Origin of the sequence: Pseudomonas sp. PDM19, assembly GCF_014852215.1 — a bacterium.
In the GTDB taxonomy this organism is placed as follows: domain Bacteria; phylum Pseudomonadota; class Gammaproteobacteria; order Pseudomonadales; family Pseudomonadaceae; genus Pseudomonas.
Genome location: NZ_JACVBG010000003.1, coordinates 725,675 through 750,473 on the forward strand (window position 1 = coordinate 725,675; position 24,799 = coordinate 750,473).

9 protein-coding genes are annotated in these 24,799 nt (G+C 65.6%); 3 read left to right on the forward strand and 6 right to left on the reverse strand.

All coding sequences use genetic code 11. The features are described from left to right. Positions 1 to 40: 40 nt before the first annotated feature. On the reverse strand, positions 41 to 14,737 hold the full coding sequence (locus tag IB273_RS19305; RefSeq protein ID WP_192224793.1) for a retention module-containing protein: 14,697 nt from the start codon (positions 14,735 to 14,737) through the stop codon (positions 41 to 43). 339 nt (positions 14,738 to 15,076) lie between these two features. Between IB273_RS19305 and IB273_RS19310 the strand changes: the two genes are divergently transcribed. Genes IB273_RS19310 through IB273_RS19320 form a run of 3 tightly spaced genes read left to right on the forward strand, consistent with a single transcriptional unit; the run spans position 15,077 to position 19,976 of the window. After that, complete coding sequence (locus tag IB273_RS19310; RefSeq protein ID WP_045209747.1) at positions 15,077 to 16,438, forward strand: TolC family outer membrane protein; 1,362 nt, start codon at positions 15,077 to 15,079, stop codon at positions 16,436 to 16,438. Between the two features lie 21 nt (positions 16,439 to 16,459). Further along, positions 16,460 to 18,616 (forward strand): type I secretion system permease/ATPase, encoded by a 2,157-nt coding sequence (locus tag IB273_RS19315; protein ID WP_081517609.1) that lies wholly within the window; start codon positions 16,460 to 16,462, stop codon positions 18,614 to 18,616. Continuing rightward, entirely contained in the window at positions 18,606 to 19,976 is a 1,371-nt protein-coding gene (locus tag IB273_RS19320) for an HlyD family type I secretion periplasmic adaptor subunit (protein WP_192224794.1), read from the forward strand. Before IB273_RS19315 ends, IB273_RS19320 begins: the two co-directional genes overlap by 11 nt. A gap of 343 nt (positions 19,977 to 20,319) precedes the next feature. Here IB273_RS19320 and IB273_RS19325 read toward each other — a convergent pair whose 3' ends face one another. The 5 genes from IB273_RS19325 to IB273_RS19345 form a co-directional block, all read right to left on the reverse strand. After that, positions 20,320 to 20,961, reverse strand: coding sequence for an NAD(P)-dependent oxidoreductase (locus IB273_RS19325; RefSeq protein WP_151189612.1), 642 nt, complete (start codon positions 20,959 to 20,961; stop codon positions 20,320 to 20,322). 130 nt (positions 20,962 to 21,091) lie between these two features. Continuing rightward, a complete protein-coding gene (locus IB273_RS19330) occupies positions 21,092 to 21,724 on the reverse strand; it encodes a potassium channel family protein (protein ID WP_174824621.1) in 633 nt (210 codons plus the stop codon). Positions 21,725 to 21,794: 70 nt separating this feature from the next. Beyond that, positions 21,795 to 22,679 (reverse strand): 3-hydroxyisobutyrate dehydrogenase, encoded by an 885-nt coding sequence (mmsB, locus tag IB273_RS19335; RefSeq protein WP_192224795.1) that lies wholly within the window; start codon positions 22,677 to 22,679, stop codon positions 21,795 to 21,797. Positions 22,680 to 22,853: 174 nt separating this feature from the next. After that, complete coding sequence (locus IB273_RS19340; protein ID WP_192224796.1) at positions 22,854 to 23,957, reverse strand: enoyl-CoA hydratase/isomerase family protein; 1,104 nt, start codon at positions 23,955 to 23,957, stop codon at positions 22,854 to 22,856. A 10-nt stretch (positions 23,958 to 23,967) separates the two neighbouring features. Continuing rightward, positions 23,968 to 24,786, reverse strand: a complete 819-nt coding sequence (locus IB273_RS19345) for an enoyl-CoA hydratase (protein WP_081517615.1) — start codon at positions 24,784 to 24,786, stop codon at positions 23,968 to 23,970. Positions 24,787 to 24,799: the final 13 nt, after the last annotated feature.

Consider the following 24,799-nt stretch of genomic DNA (forward strand, 5'->3'; position numbering starts at 1 on the left):
TCAGAGCCTGACCGTTTGGAAGCCTGGCGGCAACCGTGGATCAGTGATGCTCAGTCTTGACCACCGGGTCGGAACCCGCCACCAGCTTGTTGACGATCTCGGTGGAGGTCGAGCCGTAGGCGGAGAGGTCGACCCCGCTCAGCTTGATGGTGACGTCCGCGGCCCCGCCGTTGTTGATCTGCCCGGTGGTGCTCACCTGCAGGGTCGAGGTCGTGGTGTCCACCTTCAGGTAGCTGAGGATGTCGTTGTGCGCGGTCTCCGGCAGCAGGTCGCTGATGTCGATGCGGTCGCCTTCACCGGCCTTGAAGTCGGTGATGGTGTCGTTGCCGATATCCCCGGCCTTCCAGATGAAGGTGTCGGCACCCGCACCGCCGGTGAGGATGTCGTTGCCCTTGCCGCCGGTGAGCTGGTCGTCGCCGGTGCCGCCGAAGAGGATGTCGTTGCCATTCTCGCCGAACAGGAAGTCGTTGCCGCCCTGGCCGTAGAGGATGTCGTTGCCATCGCCGCCATACAGGTGGTCGTTGCCGCCACGGGTATCGCCCTCGACGTTGAACAGCGCGTGGTTGGCCTTGATGTAGTCGTACATCTCGTCGCTGGTGGCGGCGTGGCCGTTCTTCAGCTCCAGGAAGGCCGACAGTGCGCTGACACCCGAGCCCGCCGGCATGTCGGCCGGTTTGGCCGGGTTGCCATTGACGCCCCAGGGCAGGTTGTCGGTGTTGATGGTGTCACCGAAGATGATGTCGTCACCCGCGCCACCGTTGATGGTGTCATGGCCCGAGGGCGCCAGTTCGGTGGAAGTGGAGCCGCCATGCAGCGCGGCCGTGAGGTCGCTGGCCTGCTTGACGATGTCCACCTGGCCCGTTGTGGCGTAAGTGGTGGTCGATTGCTTGAGGTTGTCGATGTTGACCGTTGCGGTGCCATTGTTGGAGTTATCGGTCAGCACGAAGTCGATGCGATAGGTGCCTTCGCCCACGGCCTTGTCGGTGGTGTAGGTGGTATTGCTCGACGAGGAAGTCAGCGTGTGCGTTTCCACCTGCTTCCAGGCGCCGTCGACATACTGTTTCAGCGTCCAGGTGAAAGTGTCGTTGGCGTTCATGTTTTCGCTGAAGGCAAAGCTGAAGCTCGCGGTGCTGTTCTTGTTGACGGTGAGGTCCGAGGTGATGACGCTGGTCGCGCCGGCCGCGTTGGTATCTGTCATGCGCAGCTGGTTGCCCGCGATGCCGGCCGAGCCGGTCGAGCTCTTGCTCAGGGTCCAGCCCGGCAGGGCGCTGTTGTTGTCGAAGGTGAAGGTGGAGCTGCTGCTCCAGCTCACCGTGCCCAGGCCGGTGACATTGGTATTGTCGAAGTACTTGAGCGTGCTCTCGTTGACATTGGTGCCGATGCCGATGGCACGCACTTCGCTGAGCGCCGACAGACTGGCGAAGGCCTGGGTGGTGTTCTGCATCAGCGAGCCGTTGCCGCTGGACTCGGTCGGGTCACCGTCGGTGAGGAACAGGGTGATGTTCTCGTAGCTGTTCTTCTGATCGTTGAACCAGCTGACCGCCTGGCCGAATGCCTCCTGGTAGTCGGTGCCGCCGACGGCTTGTAGGCCCTGGTTCTGGGACTTGCCGATGGCGTTGACCAACTGGTCGATGTTGGCGTCGGACAGGTCGGTGATGCTGACTTTCAGGCTGGCGGTGCTCTGGAAGCCGATCAGGGAGATGTTGATGATCCCGTCATGGCCCTTGAGTTCGTTGGCCAGGCTGATCAGCGCATCCTTCACCAGCTTCATCCGCGAGTTGGCATAGGCCGCGCCGGACTGGCCGGCAAGGTTGTAGGCCATGCTGCCGGAGGTGTCGACCACCAGGGCGATGTTGTAGTTGGTGCCGCCCTGGGTGAGCGTCTTGATGCCGCCGACGTCGCCGAGGATCACGTCATCGCCCGAGCCACCGGTGAGGGTGTTGTCGCCGTTGGGGTTGGTGGCCGGGATCTGCACCTGGCCGACGTGGATGTCGAAGCCGTAGGTCGGCGATGTGTCGACGCCGCCGTTGGCCACGCCACCGCTGTCCTGCACGGCGAAGCTGAAGTGCGCGTTGGAACCTGAAGCGTCGGGTACGAAGGTCAGCTTGCCGGCGGCAATGTCACTGGCGCTGACGGCCTTGCCGGCACTGATGGCCTGGCCGTTGAGCAGCAGGGTGCCGGAGTCCGGCAGGGCCTTGATCAGGATGTTCTGCAGGCTGTGGTTCTGGCCGTTGGTGGAGTCCGCGGTGTCACTGAAGGCGAAGTCCTTGGTGCCGAAGGTGTAGGTCTTGCCGGCGTAGACGCTGGCCGAACCGTCCGCCGAGAGCGGCGCATCGTTCACCGGGGTGACGTTGAGGGTCAGGGTGCTGGACGAGCTGGAGAAGCCGTCGTGGCTGTCCTGTACCGAGAACTTCAGGGTCGCGTAGGCGTTGCCCGCGGCGTTGGCCACCGGGGTGTAGACCAGACTGGCGAGCAGGCTGACGGCGATCACCTGGCCGGCGGTCACCGACTGGCCGTTGAGGGTCAGGCTGCCGGCGGTGGGCAGGTTGTCGATGCGGATCGCCTTGAGTGCGTCACCGGCGTCCTTGTCGCTGAAGCCGAAGTCGCTGGCGCTGAAGCTGCGCTTGCCGTCCTCGTTCAGGGTCACGGTGCTGTCGGTGGCGGTGGGCAGATCATTGCTGCCGGTCACGGTGATGGTCACGGTGGCCGGCGCGCTGACCGCACCCTGGGCGTCCTTGGCGGTGTAGGTGAAGGTCACCTGGCGCGATTCGCCGACGTTCAGCGAGTCGAAGTCGGTGCCCGGATTGAACACGTAGCTGCCGTTGGCGTTGAAGGTGAGGGTGCCGTTGCCGGCGCCCACGCCCTGTACCAGGGCATAGCCGTTGGGGTTGACCGCGCTGTCGATGTCGGTAGCCGCCGGGACCTGGCCGTTGTACGTGTTGTTCTCGCCGGTGGTCTGCTGGTCGTTCTTGGCTTCCGGCGCATCGTTCACTGCGTTGATGCCCACGGTGACGGTGGCGGTGCTGGTGCCGCCGTGGCCGTCGCTGATGGTGTAGGTGAAGCTGCCGCTGCCGTTGAAGTCCTTGGCCGGGGTGAAGACGACGTTGCCGCCCTCGAGCTTCACGCTGCCGTTGACCGCGCCCTGAACGCTGACGATGGTCAGGCTGTCGCCGTCCACGTCGCTGTCATTGCCCAGCAGGGTCTGCGGAGCGATGGTCAGCGCGGTGTCCTCGTTGGTCACCAACTCGCCCACGGTGTGGGTCAGCGCGGTGCCGCCGACGGTGGTGTAGGTGCCGTTCTGCGGGCGCATTTCCACCTGCAGCTGGGCCTGGCCGCCCTGATCCCAGTAGACGATCTCGATGCTGTGGCTGCCGCTCTGGGCGATGGTGAACACCGCCGATTCACGGCCTGTCGGGCTCTGGATGTTGTCGTACTTGAAGACCTCCACGCCATCGATCTTGATGCTGAAGCCATCGTCGGCGTTGACCCGCAGCTGGTAGTTGCCGGCATTGAGGTTGATCGCGCCGGTCAGCTGGATGATCGCGTCGGAGGTGTTCGCCGGATCGGTGTTGAGGCTCTTCGCATCGTTGCCGAGGAACTTCTGCAGGTTGCCGTCACCGCCCAGGTCGCCGTTGCTGAGGTTGTAGTTCAGCGTGGTGGAGGTGAAGGTGGCGCTGGGGTTGTGCCCGGCCATGAAGCTGGTTACCTGGCTCAGACTGGTCAGGTTGGTGCCATCGGGGCCTTCGTTGTAGCCCCAGTAGTTGCCCTTCAGGCCGCTGAGGGTGAAGTTGTCGTTCACCGCCACCGGGGCATCGTTCACCGGCGTCACGTTGAAGGTGATCTTGTTCGGCGTGGTGTCGTAGGTGTTGCTGCTGTCCTTCACCGAGAAGGTGAAGTTGGCGTAGTTGTTGCCGTTGGCATTGGCGGCCGGGGTGAACACCAGCTTGCCGAGGTCGGCGGCGTCGATCACCTGGCCTGCGGTCACGGCGCTGCCGTTGAACTTCAGCGTGCCGTTGGTGGGCAGGCTGTCGATACGCACGCCACTCAGGGTGTCGCCGGCGTCCACGTCGCTGAAGCCGAAGTCGGCGGCGCTGAAGCTGCGGCTGCTGTCTTCGTTCAGGGTGATGGTGTTGTCGGCGCCGTTGGGAGCGTCGTTGCTGCCGTTGACGGTGATGGTGATGGTCTTCGGATCGCTGAGCGCGCCGTCGTTGTCCTTCGCCTGGTAGGTGAAGGTGACGGTTTCGCTCTGGCCAGCGGCCAGGTGGTCGAAGGCGGTACCCGGCGTGAAGGTGTAGCTGCCGTTGGCGTTGAAGACCAGGCTGCCCTTGCCCTGCGCGACATCGGTGGCCAGCTGGTAGCCGACCACGGTGCCGTCGATATCGGTGGCGACCGGGACCTGGCCCTGGAGAACGGTGTTCTCTCCGGTCGACGCGGTGCCGTCGGCCGCAACCGGACGGTCATTGGTGCCGGTGACGTCGATGGTGATGGTTTTCGGATCGCTCAGGGCGCCGTTGTTGTCCTTCGCCTGGTAGGTGAAGGTCACCAGTTCGTGAGCGCCAGCGGCCAGGTGATCGAAGGCCGTGCCTGGATTGAAGGTGTAGCTGCCGTTGGCGTTGAACGTCAGGGTGCCTTTGCCGGCCGCCACGTTGGTGACGAGCTGGTAGCTGGCGATGGTGCCGTCGACGTCGGTCGCCACCGGAACCTGGCCCTGGAGCACGGCGTTTTCGCCGGTGCTCTGGGTGTCGGCGTAGGCAACCGGCGCATCGTTGGTGCCGTTGATGGTGACGGTCACATTGGTGCTGGTGCCGTCGGCGGCTTTCACGACGAAGGTCTCGACGAGGTGTTCGCCGGCCTTCAGTTCGTTGAAGGCGGAGTTGGCCACGTAGGTCCAGGTGCCGTCAGCGGCGATGCTGAACTTGCCGTTGGTGCCGACGGTGTTGGTCTGGGTCTGGAAGACCGCCGGGCTGTCGACATCGTTGACGATCAGCTTCCCGCCGATGGTGACTGGGGCGTTGGTTTCGTCGGCGCTGCCGCTGTTCTGGCCGGTGATCACCGCCGCGTCGTTGGTGCCGGTGACAGTGATGGTGACGGTCTTCGGATCGCTCAGGGCGCCGTTGTTGTCCTTCGCCTGGTAGGTGAAGGTGACGTCCTGGGTCTGGCCCGCCGCCAGGTAGTCGAAGGCGGTACCCGGGTTGAAGGTGTAGCTGCCGTCGCTGTTGAAGGTCAGCGTGCCCTTGCCGCCGCCGATACCGGTGGCCAGCTGGTAGCTGGCGATGGTGCCGTCGACGTCGGTGGCGACCGGGACCTGACCCTGGAACACGGCGTTCTCGCCGGTGGTCTGGGTGTCGGCGTAGGCCACCGGCGCATCGTTGGTGCCGTTGATGGTGACGGTCACGTTGGTGCTGGTGCCGTCGGCCGCTTTCACGACGAAGGTCTCGACGAGGTGTTCGCCGGCCTTCAGTTCGTTGAAGGCGGAGTTGGCGACGTAGGTCCAGGTGCCATCGGTGGCGATGCTGAACTTGCCGTTGGTGCCGGCGGTGTTGGTCTGCGCCTGGAAGCTGGCCGGGCCGTCGACATCGGTGACATTCAGCTTGCCGCCAATGGTGACCGGGGCGTCGGTTTCATCGGCGTTGCCGCTGTTCTGGCCGGTGATCACCGCCGCGTCGTTGCTGCCGGTGACGGTGATGGTGACTGTCTGCGGGGTGCTCAGCGCGCCGTTGTTGTCCTTCGCCTGGTAGGTGAAGGTCACGGCTTCGCTCTGGCCGGCGGCCAGGTGGTCGAAGGCGGCGCCCGGGTTGAAGCTGTAGCTGCCGTCGCTGTTGAAGGTCAGGGTGCCTTTGCCAGCAGCCACGTTGGTGGTGAGCTGGTAGCTGGCAACGGTGCCGTCGATATCGGTGGCGACCGGCACCTGCCCGTTGAACACGGCGTTTTCGTCGGTACTGACGGTGTCGGCAAACGCCACCGGCTTGTCGTTGGTGCCAACGATGTTCACGGTGACGGTGCTGCTGGTGCCGTCGAAGGCTTTCACGGTGAAGGTGTCGGTCAGGGTCTGGCCGTCCTTCAGCTCGTTGTAGGCTTCTTTGGCGGTGTAGACCCAGGCGCCGTCGCTGCCGAGGTTGAAGGTGCCGTACTTGCCGGTGCTGCTCTGTGCCTGGAAGCTTTCCGGGCTGTCGACGTCACTGATGCTCAGCTGGCCATTGGTGGTGACCGGGGCGTCGGTCTCGTACACGTTGGCCGTGGACAGGCCGCCGATGACGGCTGCGTCGTTGCTGCCGGTGACGGTGATGGTGATGGTCTGCGGATCGCTCAGCGCGCCATTGTTGTCCTTCGCCTGGTAGGTGAAGGTCACGGTTTCGCTCTGGCCGGCGGCCAGGTGATCGAAGGCAACGCCCGGATTGAAGCTGTAGCTGCCGTCGGTGTTGAAGGTCAGGGTGCCTTTGCCAGCGGCCACGCTGGTGGTCAGCAGGTAGCTGGCGACGCTGCCGTCAACGTCGGTGGCGGTCGGAACCTGGCCGTTGAGAACGCTGTTCTCCTCGGTGGTCTGGCTGTCGGCGTAGGCGACCGGCGCGTCGTTGGTGCCGATGAGGGTCACGGTGACGCTGGTGCTGGTGCCGTCGGCAGCCAGGACGGTGAAGGTCTCGCTGCGGTGCTCGCCGTCCTTCAGTTCGTTGTAGGCCTCGTTGGTGACGTAGCTCCAGGTGCCGTCAGCAGCGATGCTGAACTTGCCGAGGGTGCCGGCGGTGTTGCTCTGCACCTGGAAGCTGGCTGGGCCGTCGACATCGCTGATGTCCAGCTTGCCGGCGATGGTGACCGGGGCGTTGGTTTCGTCGGCGCTGCCGGTGGTCTGGCCGGTGATCACCGCCGCGTCGTTGGTGCCGGTGACGGTGATGGTGACGGTCTTCGGATCGCTCAGTGCGCCATTGTTGTCCTTCGCCTGGTAGGTGAAGGTCACGGCTTCGTTCTGGCCGGCGGCCAGGTGGTCGAAGGCGGTGCCCGGATTGAAGCTGTAGCTGCCGTCGGTGTTGAAGGTCAGGGTGCCTTTGCCAGCAGCCACGCTGGTGGTCAGCTGGTAGCCGGCAACGCTGCCGTCGACGTCGGTAGCGGTCGGAACCTGGCCGTTGAGAACGGTGTTCTCTTCGGTGGTCTTGCTGTCGGCGTAGGCGACCGGCGCGTCGTTGGAGCCGTTGACGGTGATGGTGATGGTCTTCGGATCGCTCAGCGCGCCGTTGTTGTCCTTGGCCTGGTAGGTGAAGGACACGGTTTCGCTCTGGCCGGCAGCCAGGTGATCGAAGGCGCTACCCGGGTTGAAGCTGTAGCTGCTGTTGGCGTTGAAGGTCAGGGTGCCCTTGCCGGCGGCGACGTTGGTGGCGAGCTGGTAGCTGGCGATGGTGCCGTCGACATCGGTGGCGGTCGGAACCTGGCCGCTGTAGACGGTGTTCTCCCCGGTGGCCGCGACGCCGTCGAAGGCTACTGGCGCATCGTTGGTGCCGACGATGTTGACGGTCACGGTGGCGCTGGTGCCGTCGGCGGCCTTCACGGTGAAGGTGTCGGTCAGGGTCTGGCCGACCTTCAGTTCGTTGTAGGCGCTGCTGGCGACGTAGGTCCAGTTGCCGTCGGTGCCGAGGTTGAAGGTGCCGTACTTGCCGGCCACGTTGCTCTGCGCCTGGAAGGTTTCCGGGCTGTCGACGTCGCTGACGTTGAGCTTGCCGCTGGTGCTGACCGGCGCGTCGGTCTCGTTGACGCTGCTGGACTTCACGCCGCTGATGACGGCGGCGTCATTGCTGCCGGTGACGGTGATGGTGATGGTCTTGGGTTCGCTCAGCGCGCCGTTGTTGTCCTTCGCCTGGTAGGTGAAGGTGACGACCTGGCTCTCGCCGGCGGCCAGGTGGTCGAAGTCGCTGCCCGGCTCGAAGTGGTAGGTGCCGCTGGAGTTGAAGTTCAGCGAGCCGTTGCCCTGGCCGACGTCGGTGACCAGCTGGTAGCTGGAGACTCTGCCGTCCGGATCGGTGGCGGCCGGTACCTTGCCGTTGACGCGGCCGTTCTCGTCGATGGTGACGCTGTCATCGTACGCGGTGGGCGCATCGTTGGTGCCGAGGATGTTCACGGTGACGCTGGAACTGGTGCCGTCGGCGGCCTTCACGGTGAAGGTGTCGGTCAGCAACTCGCCCGGCTTCAGCTCGTTGTAGGCGTCCTTGGCGACGTAGGTCCAGGCGCCGTCGGTGCCCAGGTTGAAGGTGCCGTACTTGCCGGCGACATTGGTCTGGGCCTGGAAGGTATCCGGGCCGTCGACGTCGCTGACGTCCAGCTTGCCGCTGGTGGTGATCGGCGCGTTGGTCTCGTAGACGTTGACGATCTTCGCCCCGCTGATGACTGCGGCATCGTTGCTGCCGGTCACGGTCAGGGTGAGGACGCTCTCGTCGGTGGCGCCCTTGTCGTCGGTGACGATGAACTTGACCTGCAGCTCGAGGGTTTCACCGGCGCCGAGCTTCTGGTAGTCGGCGTGGTTGCCGTTGAAGCTCCAGGTGCCATTGGCGTTCAGGGTGAAGCCGCTGGGCGCCGCGTCCTTCAGGCTGAAGTACAGCGCGTGGCCGTCGTCGACGTCGGTGGCGGTGAGGGTGCCGCCGCTGATCTTGTCTTCATTCACCGAGGCGCTGGCGGCCTTGGCCACCGGCGCATCGTTGGTGCCGATGACGGTGATGGTCAGGGTGCTGCTGCTCTTGGCGCCGTACTGGTCGGTGACGCTGTAGTTGACGGTGAAGTTCTGGGTCGCGCCCACGGCCAGGTGCTGGTACGCCGCGTTGCCGGCGTCGAAGCTCCACTTGCCGCTGCTGTCGCTGCTGAAGCCCGCCGGCAGGTTGCCGGTGGTGGCGAAGGTCAGCACGGCATTGTCGTCGACATCGCTGCCGGCCAGTTGGCCACCGATCTTGCTGTCTTCGTAGACGGTTTCCTTCATCACCCCGGCGACCGGTGCGTCGTTGGTGCCGGTGATGGTGAGGGTCAGGGTGCTGGTGCCGGTGGCGCCGTGTTCGTCGGTGACGGTGTAGTTGATCGCCAGGGTCTGCGTCTCGCCCTGGGCGAGGTGGTCATAGGCCGGGTTCTTGGCGTCGAACAGCCAGCTGCCGTCGGACTTCAGGGTGAAGCCGGCGGTGTTCTGCGCGGTGCTGAAGGTCAGCTGGGCGTCGTGGTCGACGTCGGTGGCCTGCAGCTTGCCGGTGATCTCGCTGACCGGCTTGAGCTGGTTGGTCAGGGTGGTGTTGTTGGCGCCGCTGGTGGTCAGGGTCCAGTTGCTGCCGATGTGGGTGACCTGGCCGACCACATTGCCGACGCTCACCTGCGAAGGCAGGTTGCTCAGCACGAGGGTCGAGTCGACGGATTTGTCGACGGCATCGGAAACGCCCAGGACGATGGTGTAGGTGCCCGGCTTGTCGAACACCTGCTGAAAGGTCTGCAGCCCCGAGCTGCCGCCGTCGCCGACCAGAGCCACGCTGGAAAGCAGCTGCACCTTCTGGCCGTTGACCTGCACGTAGGCGAAATCGTTGAAGGCCGATTCGTCGTTGGTGCTGAACTTCCAGTTGAAGCTGACCGCCTCGCCCGGCTGGGTGGTGGTGATGGTCAGGGTGACGGAAGAGCCGTCGGTGGCGCCGGCCACGACGCCGGGGTCCTTGATGCCGCCTTCGACCGCGCTGGCGGTGGCCGGGTAGGCGACCGGCGCGTCGTTGGTGCCGACGATGTTCACGGTGACGCTGGAGGCGGTGCCATCGGCGGCTTTCACGGCGAAGGTGTCGACCAGGGTTTCACCGACCTTCAGCTCGTTGTAGGCGGACTTGGCGGTGTAGGTCCACTGGCCGTCGGCGCCCAGGTTGAAGGTGCCGTACTTGCCGGCGACGTTGCTCTGCGCCTGGAAGGTTTCCGGGCTGTCGACGTCGCTGATGGCCAGCTGGCCGCTGGTGCTGATCGGTGCATTGGTCTCGTAGACGCTGACCGAGGTCTGGCCGCTGATGACCGCGGCGTCGTTGCTGCCGGTGACGGTGATAGTGATGGTCTGTGGGTCGCTCAGCGCGCCGTTGTCGTCCTTCGCCTGGTAGGTGAAGGTGACGTCCTGGCTTTCGCCGGCGGCCAGGTGGTCGAAGTCGGTGCCCGGCTCGAAGGTGTAGCTGCCGTCGGCGTTGAAGGTCAGGCTGCCATGGCCCTGGCCGACGTCGGTGGCCAGTTCGTAGCCGACGACGCTGCCGTCGATATCGGTCGCCAGCGGAACCTGGCTGGTGAAGGCCGCATTCTCGCCGGTGGTCTTGCTGTCGCCGAATGCCACCGGCGCATCGTTGGTGCCGACGATGTTCACGGTGACCGTGGCGCTGGTGCCATCGGTCGCCTTGACGGTGAAGCTGTCGGTCAGTTTTTCGTCCTGCTTGAGCTCGTTGTAGGCATCGTTGGCGGTGTAGGTCCAGGTGCCATCGGTGCCCAGGCTGAAGGTGCCGTACTTGCCGGCGACGTTGCTCTGCGCCTGGAAGCTGGCCGGGCCGTCGACATCGCTGACGGTCAGCAGGCCGCCGGTGGTGACCGGCGCGTTGGTCTCGTTGACATTCACGCTGGCCACGCCGCCGATCACCGCCGGGTCGTTGCTGCCGGTAACGGTGATGGTCAGGGTCTGGGTGTCGGTGGCGCCGTGTTCGTCGGTGACGATGTACTTGACCTGGATGTCCTTGGTCTCGCCTTCGGCGAGGGACTGGTAGGCCGGGTTCTTGCCGTCGAAGCTCCAACTGCCGTCGGTCTTCAGGGTGAAGCCGGCCGGCGGGTTGCCGGAAACGCTGAAGCTCAGCTTGGCGCCATCGTCCACGTCGGTGGCGGTGAGCTGGCCTTTGCTGACGGCGTCTTCCTTGGCGGCTGCCGTCGCAGCGTCGGCCTTGGGCGCATCGTTGGTGCCGGTGACGGTGATCACCAGCACGCTCTGGGTGCTGGCGCCGTGTTCGTCGGTGACGGTGTAACCCACGCTGATGAGCTGGGTCGCGCCGGCCTTCAGGTGCTGGTAGGCGGCATCGCTTGCGTCGAAGCTCCACTTGCCGTCGCTGTTCAGGGTCAGGCCCGCCGGAGCGGCCTTGTTCAGGCTGTAGGTGAGCTGCGCGCCGTTGTCGACGTCGATGGCCTTCAGCTCGCCGCTGATCTGCGCATCTTCCTTGACGCCATTGAGCAGCGAGGGCAGGGCGATCGGCGTGTCGTTGGTGCCGGTGACGGTCAGCGTCAGGGTGTTGGTGCTGGTGGCGCCGTGTTCGTCGGTGACGGTGTAGTCGATCGACAGCACCTTGGTCTCGCCGGCGGCGAGGCTCTGGTAGGCCGGGTCGAGGCCGCTGAAGGCCCAGGTGCCGTCCTTGAACAGGGTGAAGCCGGCCGGTGCCTTGTCATTCAGGCTGAAGCTGAGCTTGGCGCCGTCGTCGACGTCGCTGGCGGTCAGTTTGCCGAAGCTGAGCTTGTCTTCGCTGGCCTTGGCGGACGCCGCGTTGGCGACCGGCGCATCGTTGGTGCCGGTGATGGTGATGGTCAGGCTGCTGGAACTGGTGGCGCCGTGCTCGTCGGTGACGGTGAACGGGATGCTGAGGGTCTGCGTGGCGCCGGCCTTCAGGTGCTGGTACTCGCTGCCGCTGGCATCGAAGCTCCACTTGCCGTCGGCGTCGATGCTGAAGCCGGCCGGGGCGGCCTTGTCCAGGGCGTAGCTGAGCTTGGCGCCGTTGTCGGCGTCGGTGGCGGCGAGCTGGCCGCTGATCTGTGCATCTTCCTTCACTGCGCCGGTGGTGGCGCTGGCGACCGGCGCGTCATTGCTGCCGGTGACGGTGATGGTGATGGTCTGCGGATCGCTCAGGGCGCCGTTGTCGTCCTTCGCCTGGTAGGTGAAGGTGATGTCGCGGGATTCGCCTTCGGCGAGGCCGTCGAAGTCCTTGCCGGGGTTGAAGCTGTAGCTGCCGTCGGCATTGAAGGTCAGGGTGCCGTTGTTGGCGCCCACGCCGGTGGTCAGCTGATAGCCGGCGATGCTGCCGTCCACGTCGGAAGCTGTCGGAACCTGGCCGTTGAAGACGGTGTTCGCTTCGGTGGTGGCGCTGTCGGCATAAGCGACCGGAGCGTCGTTGGTGCCGGTGACGGTGATGGTGACGGTCTGCGGATCGCTCAGCGCGCCGTTGTTGTCCTTCGCCTGGTAGGTGAAGGTTACGGTCTCCTCGGCGCCGGCGGCCAGATGGTCGAAGGCGGTGCCCGGATCGAAGCTGTAGCTGCCGTTGGCGTTGAAGGTCAGGGTGCCTTTGCCCTGGCCCACGTCGGTGGTCAGCTGGTAGCCGACGACGGTGCCGTCCACGTCGGAGGCTGCCGGAACCTGGCCGTTGAGAACGGCGTTCTCTTCGGTAGTGGCGGTGCTGGCAACGGCTACCGGCGCGTCGTTGGTGCCGATGAGGGTCACGGTGACGGTGGTGCTGGTGCCATCGGCGGCCAGGACGTTGAAGGACTCGGTCTGATGCTCGCCGTCCTTCAGCTCGTTGAAGGCCTCGTTGGTGATGTAGGTCCAGCTGCCGTCAGCGGCAACGCTGAACTTGCCATAGTCGCCGGCAGTGCCGGTCTGGACCTGGAAGCTGGCCGGGCTGTCGACGTCGCTGATGTTCAGCTTGCCGCCGATGGTGACCGGGGCGTTGGTTTCATCGGCGCTGCCGCTGGTCTGGCCGGTAAGGACCGCCGCGTCGTTGGTGCCGGTGACGGTGATGGTGATGGTCTGCGGATCGCTCAGCGCGCCGTTGTTGTCCTTCGCCTGGTAGGTGAAGGTCACGTCGCGGGTCTCGCCCTGGGCCAGGCTGTCGAAGTCCTTGCCGGGGTTGAAGCTGTAGCTGCCGTCCGGATTGAAGGTCAGGCTGCCGTTGCCCTGGCCGACACCGGTGGTCAGCTGGTAGCCGGCAACGCTGCCGTCGACGTCGGTGGCGGTCGGGACCTGGCCGTTGAGAACGGTGTTCTCCTCGGTGGTGGCCGCGCCAGGCAGGGCTACCGGCGCATCGTTGGTGCCGGTAACGGTGATGGTGATGGTCTGCGGATCGCTCAGCGCGCCGTTGTTGTCCTTCGCCTGGTAGGTGAAGGTCACGTCACGGGTCTCGCCCTGGGCCAGGCTGTCGAAGTCCTTGCCGGGGTTGAAGCTGTAGCTGCCGTCCGGGTTGAAGGTCAGGTTGCCATTGCCGTTGCCGACACCGGTGGTCAGCTGGTAGCCGGCGACGTTGCCGTCCACGTCGGAGGCGGCCGGGACCTGGCTGTTGAGCACGCTGTTTTCTTCGGTGGTGGCTGCGCCCGGCAGGGCGACCGGCGCGTCATTGGTGCCGGTCAGGGTCACGGTGAGGGTGGCGGTGCTGGTCGCACCGTGCTCATCGGTGACGGTGTAGGGCACCTGCACAACCTGGGTCTCGCCCTCGGCCAGGTGCTGGTAGGACGGGTCCTTGCCATCGAAGGTCCAGCTGCCGTCCGGCTTCAGGGTGAAGCCCGCCGGCGGATTGCCGTTAGTGGTGAAGGTGAGGGTGCTGCCGGTGTCGCGGTCGGTGGCTACCAGTTGGCCGCCGATCACGCTGTCTTCGTTGCCGCTGGCCTGGCCATCCTGGGCGACCGGGGTGTCGTTGGCGCCCTGGACGTTGATGGTGATGACGCGGGTGTCGGTGGCACCGGACGGATCGGTGACGGTGACGGTGAAGTTCTCGCTCGGGTTCTGACCCAGCGGCAGGGCGTTCACCGCGTTGGCGTCAACCACGTAGGTGTAGCTGCCGTCGGCGTTGACGGTCAGCTCGCCGTAGGCGCCCTTGGCGCTGCCGCTCCAGGTCAGGTTGGTGTCGTCGACGTCGGTGGCGGTCAGCTGGCCCTTGATGTCGGCGAAGCTGTCGTTGGCGGCGGTGTCAGTGATGGCACTGGTATAGGTGCCCGTGGCCACCGGAGCGTCGTTCACCGGGGTGATGCCAACGTTTACGACCAGGGTGCTGGACGCGCCACGGCTGTCAGTGACGATCACGGTGAAGCTGTCGGCGCCGTTGTAGTCACCGTTGGGGTTGTACTGCCAGGTGCCGTTGGGGTTGAGCACCAGCAGGCCGTTGGCCGGTGCCTGGCCGACGCTGTAGGAGATCAGGTCGCCGTTCGGGTCGCGGGCGGAGAAGGCGCCGGTGAGCAGGGTGTCTTCGGCGGTGGTGAGGTTCAGCACGCCGTTGCCGCCGTCTTCGAATTGCGGCGCGAGGTTGGCCGGCAGTTCGTTCTGGCGCTCGTCACCGGTAGCGCCGCCGTTGTCCAGGCCGGAGGTGGTGTAGCCGATGTTCGGGTCGACGCGGCCGGCGGTAGCATCCAGCACCACGAAGCTGTGGCCGCCGCCAACGCCACCATTGCCGCCAGCGGCCGAAGGCGCGGCAGTCGGGCCCGCTGCGGTGGGCGCCAGCGCCTGGGTCGGGTCGAGGCCGGCGGCGATGGCTTTCTGCAGGTCTTCGGTGCTCGGTGCATTGACCGGTTGCGCGGCGGCGTGGTGCGTCTCGGCCTGCGGCAGGTCGGCGCTGCTCCACTGGCTGTCGCGGCCCAGGTCAACCAGCTTGCCTTTGCCGACGTCGAGCGTCACCGCGCCGGAAGCGCCGGTGAGCAGCTGCTCGCCCTGGTAGATGCGGTCACCTTCGACCAGGACGCGCTGGGCGCCTTCGGGGGATACCGCAATCACTTGGCCGATGATGCTTTTTACGACGGCGACGACGCTGCTCATGCACTTCTCCTGGTGAGGCTTGCCTGGTTGCCGACCGGCCGCAGGTGAGGTCGGCTCAGGAGGCATTCCTTTGTCTTTAAGAGCAAAAAGTTTGGCGTCAATCCTTTGGCTTATAGCGTATCGAAATTACGGATATGCCAATGTATTGACCATTCGATTGCCATCCTAAACAATTGGCAAATCGATGTCACTTTGATATCGGTGGTCCGCCCAAAAAAATTTAGCGTGAAATTCATCACGCTTTTTGAAGCTTTCCTTGCAGCCATTCGCCGGTCTTTTGACGCTCCCTAGCGGCAATCGAATCGCTGCGGCTATCTCACTGATAAGGATGTTTTCCTCATGCGCATGCGATTCGCTCAAGCCGTGCCCTTCGCCCTGGCTTTCGTCATTCCCGTTGCCCTGCCGGTGCAGGCCGACACCCTCAACCAGGCCATGCAGAAGGCCCTGGAGTACCACCCGGAAATCCAGGCCGGGGTGAACTCGCGTCTCGCTGCGGACAAGCAACTGCGCGCTGCGAAAGGTGGCTACCTGCCGTCCGTCGACCTGACCGCCGGTTACGGCCGTGAAGGCTCCGACAACACCACTACCCGTGGCCAAGGCGACCACTGGGACACGCTGAACCGTGGCGAATCCAACCTCGCCCTGCGCCAGATGGTGTTCGACGGCTTCGCCACCTCCAGCGAAGTCGGCCGCCAGCAGGCCAACGTCAACTCCCGCGCCTATGCGCTGCTGGGTACCTCCGAGCGCACCGCGCTGGACGTCGCCCAGGTCTACACCGACGTGCTGCGTCGCCAGGAGATGGTTCGCCTGGCCGAGGACAACCTGAAGAATCACCAGCGCGTCTACGACCAGATCAGCCTGCGCAGCTCCCGTGGCGTCGGCCGACTCGCCGACCAGGACCAGGCCGAAGCCCGTCTGGCCCAGGCGCAGAACAACCTGATGACCGAGAAGACCAACCTGGCCGACGCCCGCACCAACTACTACAGCGTGGTGGGCAGCGACCCGGTGGAGCTGAGCGAGCCCACCGGGCTTGTCGGCCAACTGCCGGAAGACCTGCAGGCCGCCCGTCGCCAACTGGTCGAGAACAGCCCGATCCTGCGCTCCGCAGAATCCGACGTGGCCGCCGCCGAGAAGCAGTACGACGCTGCGAAATCGACCTTCTATCCGAGATTCGATGCAGAACTTTCCCGAGGTGCCGATAACAACCTCGACGGAGAAGAAGGCCACAACAACGAATGGCAGGCCATGCTGCGCATGCGCTACAACCTGTTCGCCGGTGGCAGCAACAAGGCCGAGCTGGAAGCCAAGTCCTATGAGGCGAACCAGGCCCTGGATATCCGCAACAACGCCCTGCGCCAGTTGAACGAGGAACTCGGATTGTCCTGGAACGCCCTGAACAATGCCCGTGACCAGCTGCCGATCGCCCGCCAGTACGTGGACTACAGCACCCGTGTGCGCGAGGCCTACCAGAAGCAGTTCACCATCGGCGAGCGCACCCTGCTCGACCTGCTGGACAGCGAGAACGAACTGTTCAACGCTTCGCGCCGCCTGGTCGACCTGAAGTACACCGAGCTGTTCACCCAGTACCGCATCAAGGCCACCCTGGGCGAACTGCTCAAGAGCCAGGGCGTGGTCGCGCCGATGGCCGCAGTGGCTTCCGAAGACATCAAGCCGAAAGTCCAGCTGCCCGGCCTCAACTAACCTGCCCGAGAGAGCATCCGCGTGGATCAAGAAGTCAGCGAAGTACCCCTAAGCCACGATCCGCGCGGTCTGCTGGATGACCCGCTGCTGGACAGCCTGCTGACGCTCTGTCAGCTGCACCAGAAGCCGGCCAGCCGCGCCATGCTCACCAGCGGCCTGCCGCTGCCCGGCCAGCGCCTGTCCGCCGAGCTGCTGCCCCGTGCGGCGGCTCGCGCCGGCCTGCAGGGGCGCCTGCTGCAGCGCAAGCTGGAGCAGATTCCCGCGCTGGCCATGCCCGCCATGCTGCTGCTGCGCGAAGGGCGCTGCGCGGTGCTGCTGGGTTGGGAAAACAACGGCGATGCGCGCCTGCTGCTGTCCGAGAGCGACGGCGGTGAAGTACGCGTCACCCGCGAGCTGCTCAGCGAGGACTACGCCGGTCAGGCCTTCTTCGCCCAGCCGCAGCACAAGTTCGACCTGCAGCACGGTGAGCTGATCCCGCGCGCCAAGAGCTGGTTCCGCGACACCCTCAAGCGCTCGCGCTGGCTCTACGTCGACGCCGTGGCCGCGAGCCTGCTGATCAACCTGATCGCCCTGGCCGCGCCGCTGTTCGTCATGAACGTCTACGACCGCGTGGTGCCCAACCAGGCTGCCGCCACCCTCTGGGTGCTGGCCATCGGCATCAGCGGCGCCTACCTGTTCGACCTGCTGCTCAAGACCATGCGCGGCCTGTGCCTGGACCTGGCGGGCAAGAAGACCGACCTGATCATCTCGGCGACGCTGTTCGAGCGCATCGTCGGCATGAGCATGAAGTACCGCCCGGCGCGGGTCGGCTCGTTCGCCCAGAACATCCACGAATTCCAGACGCTGCGCGACTTCCTCAACTCGCTCACGCTCACCACCCTGATCGACATGCCGTTCACCCTGCTGATCCTGCTGGTGATCGGCATCATCGGCGGGCCGCTGGTGTTCGTCCCGCTGATCGCCTTCCCGCTGGCCGCAGGTCTTGGCTGGCTGCTGCAGAAGCCGCTGGTGGAGACCATGAACCGCACCATGGCGCTGGCCGCCGAACGCCAGTCGAGCCTGATCGAGACCCTCGCCAGCCTCGACGCGGTGAAGGTCAACAACGCCGAAAGCGAGCGCCAGTACCTCTGGGAGCAGACCATCGGCACCCTCAGCCGCCTGGAGCTGCGGGTCAAGCTGCTGTCGACCCTGGCGATGAACATCACCGTGCTGATCCAGGCGCTGGCCGGGGTCATCATGATCATCGGCGGCGTCTACCTGATCATCGCCGGCGACCTGTCCATGGGCGGCCTGATCGCCTGCTATATGCTCAACGGCCGCGCCCTCGGCCCGCTGACCCAGCTCTCCGGGCTGATCCAGCGCTACCAGCAGGCACGCCTGTCGATGGCGACTACCAACCAGATGATGGAGCTGCCGCAGGAGCGCAACGCCGACGAACGTCCGCTGACCCGCTCGCAACTGCGCGGCGGCATCGAGATGCGCGGCCTCGACTTCGCCTACCCGAACCAGCAGGTGGCGGCGCTGCACGGCATCAACCTGCAGATCCGCGCCGGCGAGAAGATCGGCATCATCGGCCGCAGCGGCTCGGGCAAGAGCTCCCTGGCCAAGCTGATCGTCGGCCTGCACCAGCCCGAGAACGGCAACCTGCTGGTGGACGGCGCCGACGTGCGCCAGCTGGACATCAGCGAGCTGCGCCACAACATCGGCTACGTGCCTCAGGACATCAGCCTGTTCAGTGGCACCCTGCGCGACAACCTGGTCAGCGGCGCGCGCTACATCGATGACGAGCGCGTGCTGGAAGTAGCCGAGTTGACCGGCGTGAACGAGTTCGTCCGCCTGCACCCGCAGGGCTATGAACTGCAGGTCGGCGAGCGCGGGCACAATCTTTCCGGCGGCCAGCGGCAGAACGTCGCCCTGGCCCGCGCGCTGCTGCTCGACCCGCCGATCCTGCTGCTGGACGAACCCACCAGCGCCATGGACAACGCCGGCGAAGAACGCCTGAAACAGCGCCTGCAAGCGATCATGGGCGAGAAGACACTGCTGCTGGTCACCCACCGCGCCTCCATGCTCAGCCTGGTGGACCGCCTGGTGATCATCGACAAGGGCCGCATCATCGCCGACGGTCCGAAGGACGTGGTCATGGATGCACTGAAGAAGGGGCAGATCAGTGTCGCTTAATCCTCTGGGCAGTATCCGCCACTCTGTCCGTGGCTATTTCAAGGGCGGCGACAACCTCTCCGGCCAGCCGCTTCCGGAGGTCAGCAAGGCGCTGATCGAGGACGCGCCGCGGGTGGTGCGCCTGACCATCTGGATTCTCATCGGCTTCGTGGCCTTCCTGCTGCTCTGGGCGCACTTCGCGCGGATCGACGAAGTCACCCGTGGCGAGGGCAAGGCGATTCCCTCGTCAAAGGTGCAGAAGATCCAGAACCTGGAAGGCGGCATCGTCTCGCAGATCTTCGTCCACGAAGGGCAGGTGGTGCAGGCCGGCGAGCAGCTGATGCGCCTGGACCCGACGCGCTTCCAGTCCAACGTCGGCGAGACCGAGGCCGACCGCCTGGCGATGTTCCTGCGCGTGGAGCGCCTGTCCGCTGAGGTCGAGGACCGCGCTCTGAACATCCCCGACGACGTGCGTGCCAAGGCTCCGGGCCAGGCCAGCAGCGAAGAAGCGCTGTTCCACAGCCGCCAGCAGCAGCTCAAGGATGAAACCGACGGCCTGCAGCAGCAACTGGTGCAGAAGCAGCAGGAACTGCGCGAGTTCATCTCCAAGCAGGCGCAGTACCGCAACAGCCTGAACCTGCTGCGCCAGGAAATCTCCATGTCCGAGCCGCTGGTGGCCCAGGGCGCGATGTCCCAGGTGGAGCTGCTGCGCCTGAAGCGCGGTGAAGTGGAGAACCGTGGCCAGCTCGACGCCACCACCCTGGCGATCCCGCGTGCCGAAGCGGCGGTGAAGGAAGTCGAGCGCAAGGTCGCCGAGACCCAGTCGCGCTTCCGCAGCGACGCGCTGAAGGAACTCAACGAAGCCCGCACCGAACTGAGCAAGGCCACCGCCACCGGCAAGGCGCTGGAAGACCGCGTCAGCCGCACCCTGGTCACTTCGCCGGTGCGCGGCATCGTCAAGCAGCTGCTGGTGAACACCATCGGCGGCGTGATCCAGCCGGGCAGCGACCTGATCGAGATCGTCCCGCTGGACGACACCCTGCTGGTGGAAGCGCGCATCCGTCCGCAGGACATCGCCTTCCTGCGTCCCGGCCAGCACGCCATGGTCAAGTTCACCGCCTACGACTACACCATCTACGGCGGCCTGCAGGCGGACCTGGAGCAGATCGGCGCCGACACCGTCACCGACGACGACGGCAACAGCTTCTACCTGATCAAGCTGCGCACCCGCAAAAGCCACCTGGGCACGGACGACAAGCCGCTGCTGATCATCCCCGGCATGATCGCCACCGTGGACATCATGACCGGCAAGAAGAGCATCCTCAGCTACCTGCTCAAGCCCATCCTGCGGGCCAAGGCGGAGGCGCTGCGCGAGCGTTGATTGCCGCGCGGGACCAAACGAAACGGGCCACCCAAGGGTGGCCCGTCTTGTTTTTACGCACCGTAGGAGCGGACCTTGTCCGCGAAATCCAACGCGGCGGAATCCGTTGCTTGCAGGATCGCAGGGCGGATAACGCGCCAGCGCTATCCGCCGCGCGGGAATCGGCGGATAACCCGTTCCGGGTTATGCGCCCTACGCGTCTACCGCGGTCCCGGAGGACGCTTGCGTAGGATGGGTGGAGCTTGCGATACCCATGCAGGTGCGCGGGGTCGATGGGTATCGCTGCGCTCCACGCCATCCTACGTTTTGGCTTGAACGTGGCCCATGGACCTATTCGGTTCCATCAATAAGCCACGGTAAACCGCTGCTGGTGATGGTTGGCTTGCTCGGCCTCGTCGATCATCGCCACCGCCAGGTCCGGCAGGGAGATGCGGCTCTCGCCATTGCCGTCGAACAGTACCTGGTCGCCGCCAATGCGGAAGCTGCCGCTGCGGGTCTCGCCGTCGAGCAGCATGGCCGGGCTGAGGAAGGCCCAATCCAGCTCCTTCTCGCCACGCAATTGATCCAGTGCGTCGGCGGCGCCGAGTGCGCCCTGCTTCCACTGCTCGGGGAATTCCGGGCTGTCCACCAGACGCTGGCCGGGAGCGATCTCCAGGCTGCCAGCGCCGCCGAGCACCAGCAGGCGTTTCACGCCGGAAGCCTTCACCCCGTCGAGGATGGCGCGGCTGCCGCTGGCGTGGGCCTCGCGGATATCCGGGTTGCCCCAGCCGGCGTTGAACGCGCTGATCACGACGTCCTGGCCAGCCACGGCACGGGCGACCTGGGCCGCGTCGAAGACGTCGGCCTGGATCACCTTGAGGTGGTCGCGCGCCGGCAGTTTCGCCGGGTCGCGCACCAATGCGGTGACCTGGTGGCCTCGGCGCAGGGCCTCTTCGAGGAAGTAATGGCCGACGTGGCCGGTGGCGCCGATCAGGGCAATGTTCATGGAATCACCTTTTCGTGGGAGGGAGTGCCGCGCCTGGCTGTGCAGGGTTGGCAGGTGATTCATCTTCGGCCGGCGACCGCCGGCGATAAAGACCGGCTGACGCCATGCACTCGTAAGCCCGGCTTCACAATCAGTCCTTGCTGTCGTCGCTCATCAGGCTCAGCCCCCGCGCCACCGCCAGCGCGATGAACAGCGCGCCCATGATCGCTTCGCTGCCCGCCAGCAGGCGCGCCAGCGGGTTCACCGGGACGATGTCGCCGTAGCCGATGGTGGTCAGGGTGATCATGCTGAAGTAGATGAAGGCGTCCAGATGCAGTGCCCCATTGTTGGTCTGGAAGCTGCCCGGCCTGAGGTCCTCGATCAGGTTGTAGGCCAGTGCGAAAGACAGGGCGAAGTTCAGGTACAGGGCGCAGAGTCCGTAGAGCAACTCGCGGGTGACGGGGCGTTCCTGGGTGACGCGGCGGAACAGTGCGACGACCAGCAACTGAATGAAGATCAATTGCGGAATACCTCGCTGCAGTGTGGGGTGCACATGCCACGCGGCGGGGGCGAACAGCATGAACAGGCTGAGCACACCCATCACGCTGATGAAGCTGAAAAGCATGCTATGGCTGCGGACGGTGTTCAGGCCAGCCAGCACCATCAGCAACAGGCTGCACAATTCCAGCAGCGGGTTGGGCGATGGGAAAGCCAGGACGACCAGCAGCAGAAGGATGCTGTTGAGCAGAAGACGAAAGCGATAGCGCAGCAGGAATGAGTTCAAGGCCGATGGCCCTCTGTCCTTCAGGGGAGGCCAGTCTCGGCCGGGACGCACGAGCGCACCATGCCTGTACCTAGGAATCGAACAGCTTCTGCACGACGGAAAAGTCCTGTTCTCCATGGCCCTGTTTCACCAGCAGCCGGTACATCGCCAGCGCCAGGCTGCCCATGGGCGTGCTGTTGCCACTGACCTGCGCGGTCTCCTGCGCCAGACCCAGGTCCTTGGTCATCAGCGCGGCCATGAAGCCGCCGGTATAGCCGCGCGAGGCGGGGGCGTTCTCCATCACGCCGGGCCACGGGTTGTACACCTCCAGCGCCCAGTTGCCGCCGGAGCTGCGCCGCATGATCTCCGACAGCACTACCGGGTCCAGGCCATTGGCAGCGCCCAGGGCGAGGGATTCGGCGGTACCGATCATCAGCACGGCGAGCAACTGGTTGTTGCACACCTTGGCCACTTGCCCGGCACCGTCGCCGCCGGCGTGGAAGATATTGCGGCCCATGGCTGAGAACACCGGGCGCGCGCGTTCGAGCACCTCGGCCTCGCCGCCGACCATGAAGGTCAGGGTGCCGGCGATGGCGCCGCCGGTGCCGCCGGAGACGGGAGCGTCGAGCAGGGGGATATGCCTTTCGGCCGCCGCCTGATGCACCTTGCGCGCCGAGGCCGGGGCGATGGTGGAGCACTCCAGCACCAGGGTGCCGGGGGCGATGTGCGCGAGCAGGCCTTCGTTGCCGAGGTAGAGGCCCTCGACGTGCTGGCTGGCCGGCAGCATGGTGACCACCACGTCGGCACCGTCCACGGCGTCATGGGCGCTGCGCGCGGCACTGGCGCCCTGGGCGATCAGCCCGTCGATGGTGCTCTGCACCAGGTCGAACACGCGCAGCAGGTAGCCGGCCTTGATCAGGTTGGCGGCCATGGGGGCGCCCATGTGGCCGAGGCCGATGAAGGCGATGGTTTGCATGCTGGTTTCCTCCTGTTGGACCACAGAACACGCCAGCGCCAGCAGACCGCATTCCCAATCCGAGGCGGGTAGCGGTTCGCGTAGGGCGTATAACGCGCCAGCGTTATCCGCCGCTCGGTCGGCGGCGGATAACCTGTTCCAGGTTATGCGCCCTACGCTGCTCAGGGAGGGCGGTTACAGGTCCGCCAGCGGATGCTCGCCCTCCCAGGTCGCGTCGAAGTGCGCATTCACCACAGCATCAGGTATGGCAGCGATATCCGGCCAGTGCCAGTGCGGGGTGTTGTCCTTGTCGATCAGCCGGGCCCGCACGCCCTCCGGGAATTCCGGGTGGCGACAGCAGTTCAGGCTCATCGCGTATTCCATGCGGAACACCTCGGCAGTCGACAGATGGCGCGCGCGGCGGATCTGTTCCCAGACCAGATGGGCGGTCAGCGGGCAGCCCGAGGCGAGGGTCTTCGCCCCGCGGGCGATCAGCGCGTCCTCGTCGTTGACCAGCGCGGTCAGTGCGTTCCAGGCCTCGGCGATATTGGCGCTGTCGAGCACCGCATCCAGGCGTGCGCGGCGCGGCAGCAGCTGGGCTTCGGGCATCTCGCCACGGGCTTCGTGCTCCAGCGCCTGGAGCAGGCTGTGCAGCTGCACGTCAGCCTGTTCGCGCCAGTTCAGTTGCACCAGGCCTTCGATCAGGTCGTCCTGCTGAGTGTCGAGCAGGAAGCGGTCGGCGAGGTCCAGGTCCAGCGCGTCGCGGGCGTTCATCTGCGTCGCGGTCAGCCCGAGGAACAGGCCAAAGCGGCCGGGCAGGCGGGCGAGGAACCAGCTGGCGCCGACATCCGGGTACAGGCCGATATTCACTTCCGGCATGGCCAGGCGGCTGCTCGGAGTGACGATGCGCACGCCGGCGCCCTGCATCAGGCCCATGCCGCCGCCCATGACGTAGCCGTGGGCCCAGCAGATCAGCGGTTTGGAATAGGTGTGGATGAGGTAGTCCAGGCGGTACTCGTCGGCGAAGAAGCGGCGCGCCAGTTCCGGCACCTCGCCGGGCTTCTCGCGGCAGGCATCGACCAGCTTGCGCACGTCGCCGCCGGCGCAGAAGGCCTTGCCGCCGTTGCCGCGCAGCACCACGCAGGCGATCTGCGCGTCGTCCTGCCAGACGCGCAGCTGGTGGTTCATCGCCTCGATCATCGGCAGGCTCAGGGCGTTCAGGCTCTTCTCCGCGTCCAGCGTCACCACGCCGATGCGGAAGCCATGCAGACCGGGGCGTTCTTCGAACATCACATTCATGGTCAGGGCCTTATTGGTTGCGCCAGTGCGGGTCGCGTTTTTCCAGGAAGGCGTTCACGCCCTCGCGGGTGTCGTCGGCGTCGAACAGGTCGACGAAGCGCTCGCGCTCCTCCGGCAGCCAGGTGGTCGGGCCGCGCTCGCGGGCGCCCTGGATCAGCGGCTTGATGGTGCGCACCGCCACCGGGCTCTGCCGCGCGACCTTGGCCGCCAGCAGCAGGGCGGTGCCGCGGGCTTCGCCGGTATCGACGACCTGCTCGATGAGACCGATGCGCAGCGCGGTGTCGGCATCGACACGCTCGCCGCAGAGGATCATGCGCTTGGCCCAGCCTTCGCCGACCAGCCACGGCAGCGCCTGGGTGCCGCCGGCGCAGGGCAGCAGGCCCACGGTGGCTTCGGGCAGGGCCATCTGCGCCTGGCGCTCGGCGATGCGGATATCGCAGGCCAGGGCACATTCCAGCCCGCCACCCATGGCGTAGCCGTTGATCGCGGCGATGGACACGCCGCGGAAGTCGCGCAGCGTCTCGAAGGCTTCACCGAAGCGGCGGGCCATCTCGCGGGCGCGGGCCTTGTCGCCGTCGGCGAACATGTTCAGGTCGGCGCCGGCGGAGAAGAATTTCGGACCCTGGCCAGTCACCACCAGGGCGTAGATATCGTCGTCGCGGTTCAGGTGCTCGACCACCTGGCGCAGGCCGATCAGCGAGTCGCGGTCCCAGGTGTTGGCCGGCGGGTGGTTGATAGTGATCAGCGCGGTGTGCCCGTGTTTTTCCACGGTCAGCTTGTGGGTCAGGTCGAAGACTCCGGGCTTGTAGGGTTCGAGGGCGTTGCTCATGGGCATCTCCTTG

Bases quoted from the DNA above. Each gene is read 5' to 3' on its own strand.
- IB273_RS19305 (WP_192224793.1), bottom strand. From the start codon at position 14,737: ATGAGCAGCGTCGTCGCCGTCGTAAAAAGCATCATCGGCCAAGTGATT.
- IB273_RS19310 (WP_045209747.1), top strand. From the start codon at position 15,077: ATGCGCATGCGATTCGCTCAAGCCGTGCCCTTCGCCCTGGCTTTCGTC.
- IB273_RS19325 (WP_151189612.1), bottom strand. From the start codon at position 20,961: ATGAACATTGCCCTGATCGGCGCCACCGGCCACGTCGGCCATTACTTC.
- mmsB (WP_192224795.1), bottom strand. From the start codon at position 22,679: ATGCAAACCATCGCCTTCATCGGCCTCGGCCACATGGGCGCCCCCATG.
- IB273_RS19340 (WP_192224796.1), bottom strand. From the start codon at position 23,957: ATGAATGTGATGTTCGAAGAACGCCCCGGTCTGCATGGCTTCCGCATC.
- IB273_RS19345 (WP_081517615.1), bottom strand. From the start codon at position 24,786: ATGAGCAACGCCCTCGAACCCTACAAGCCCGGAGTCTTCGACCTGACC.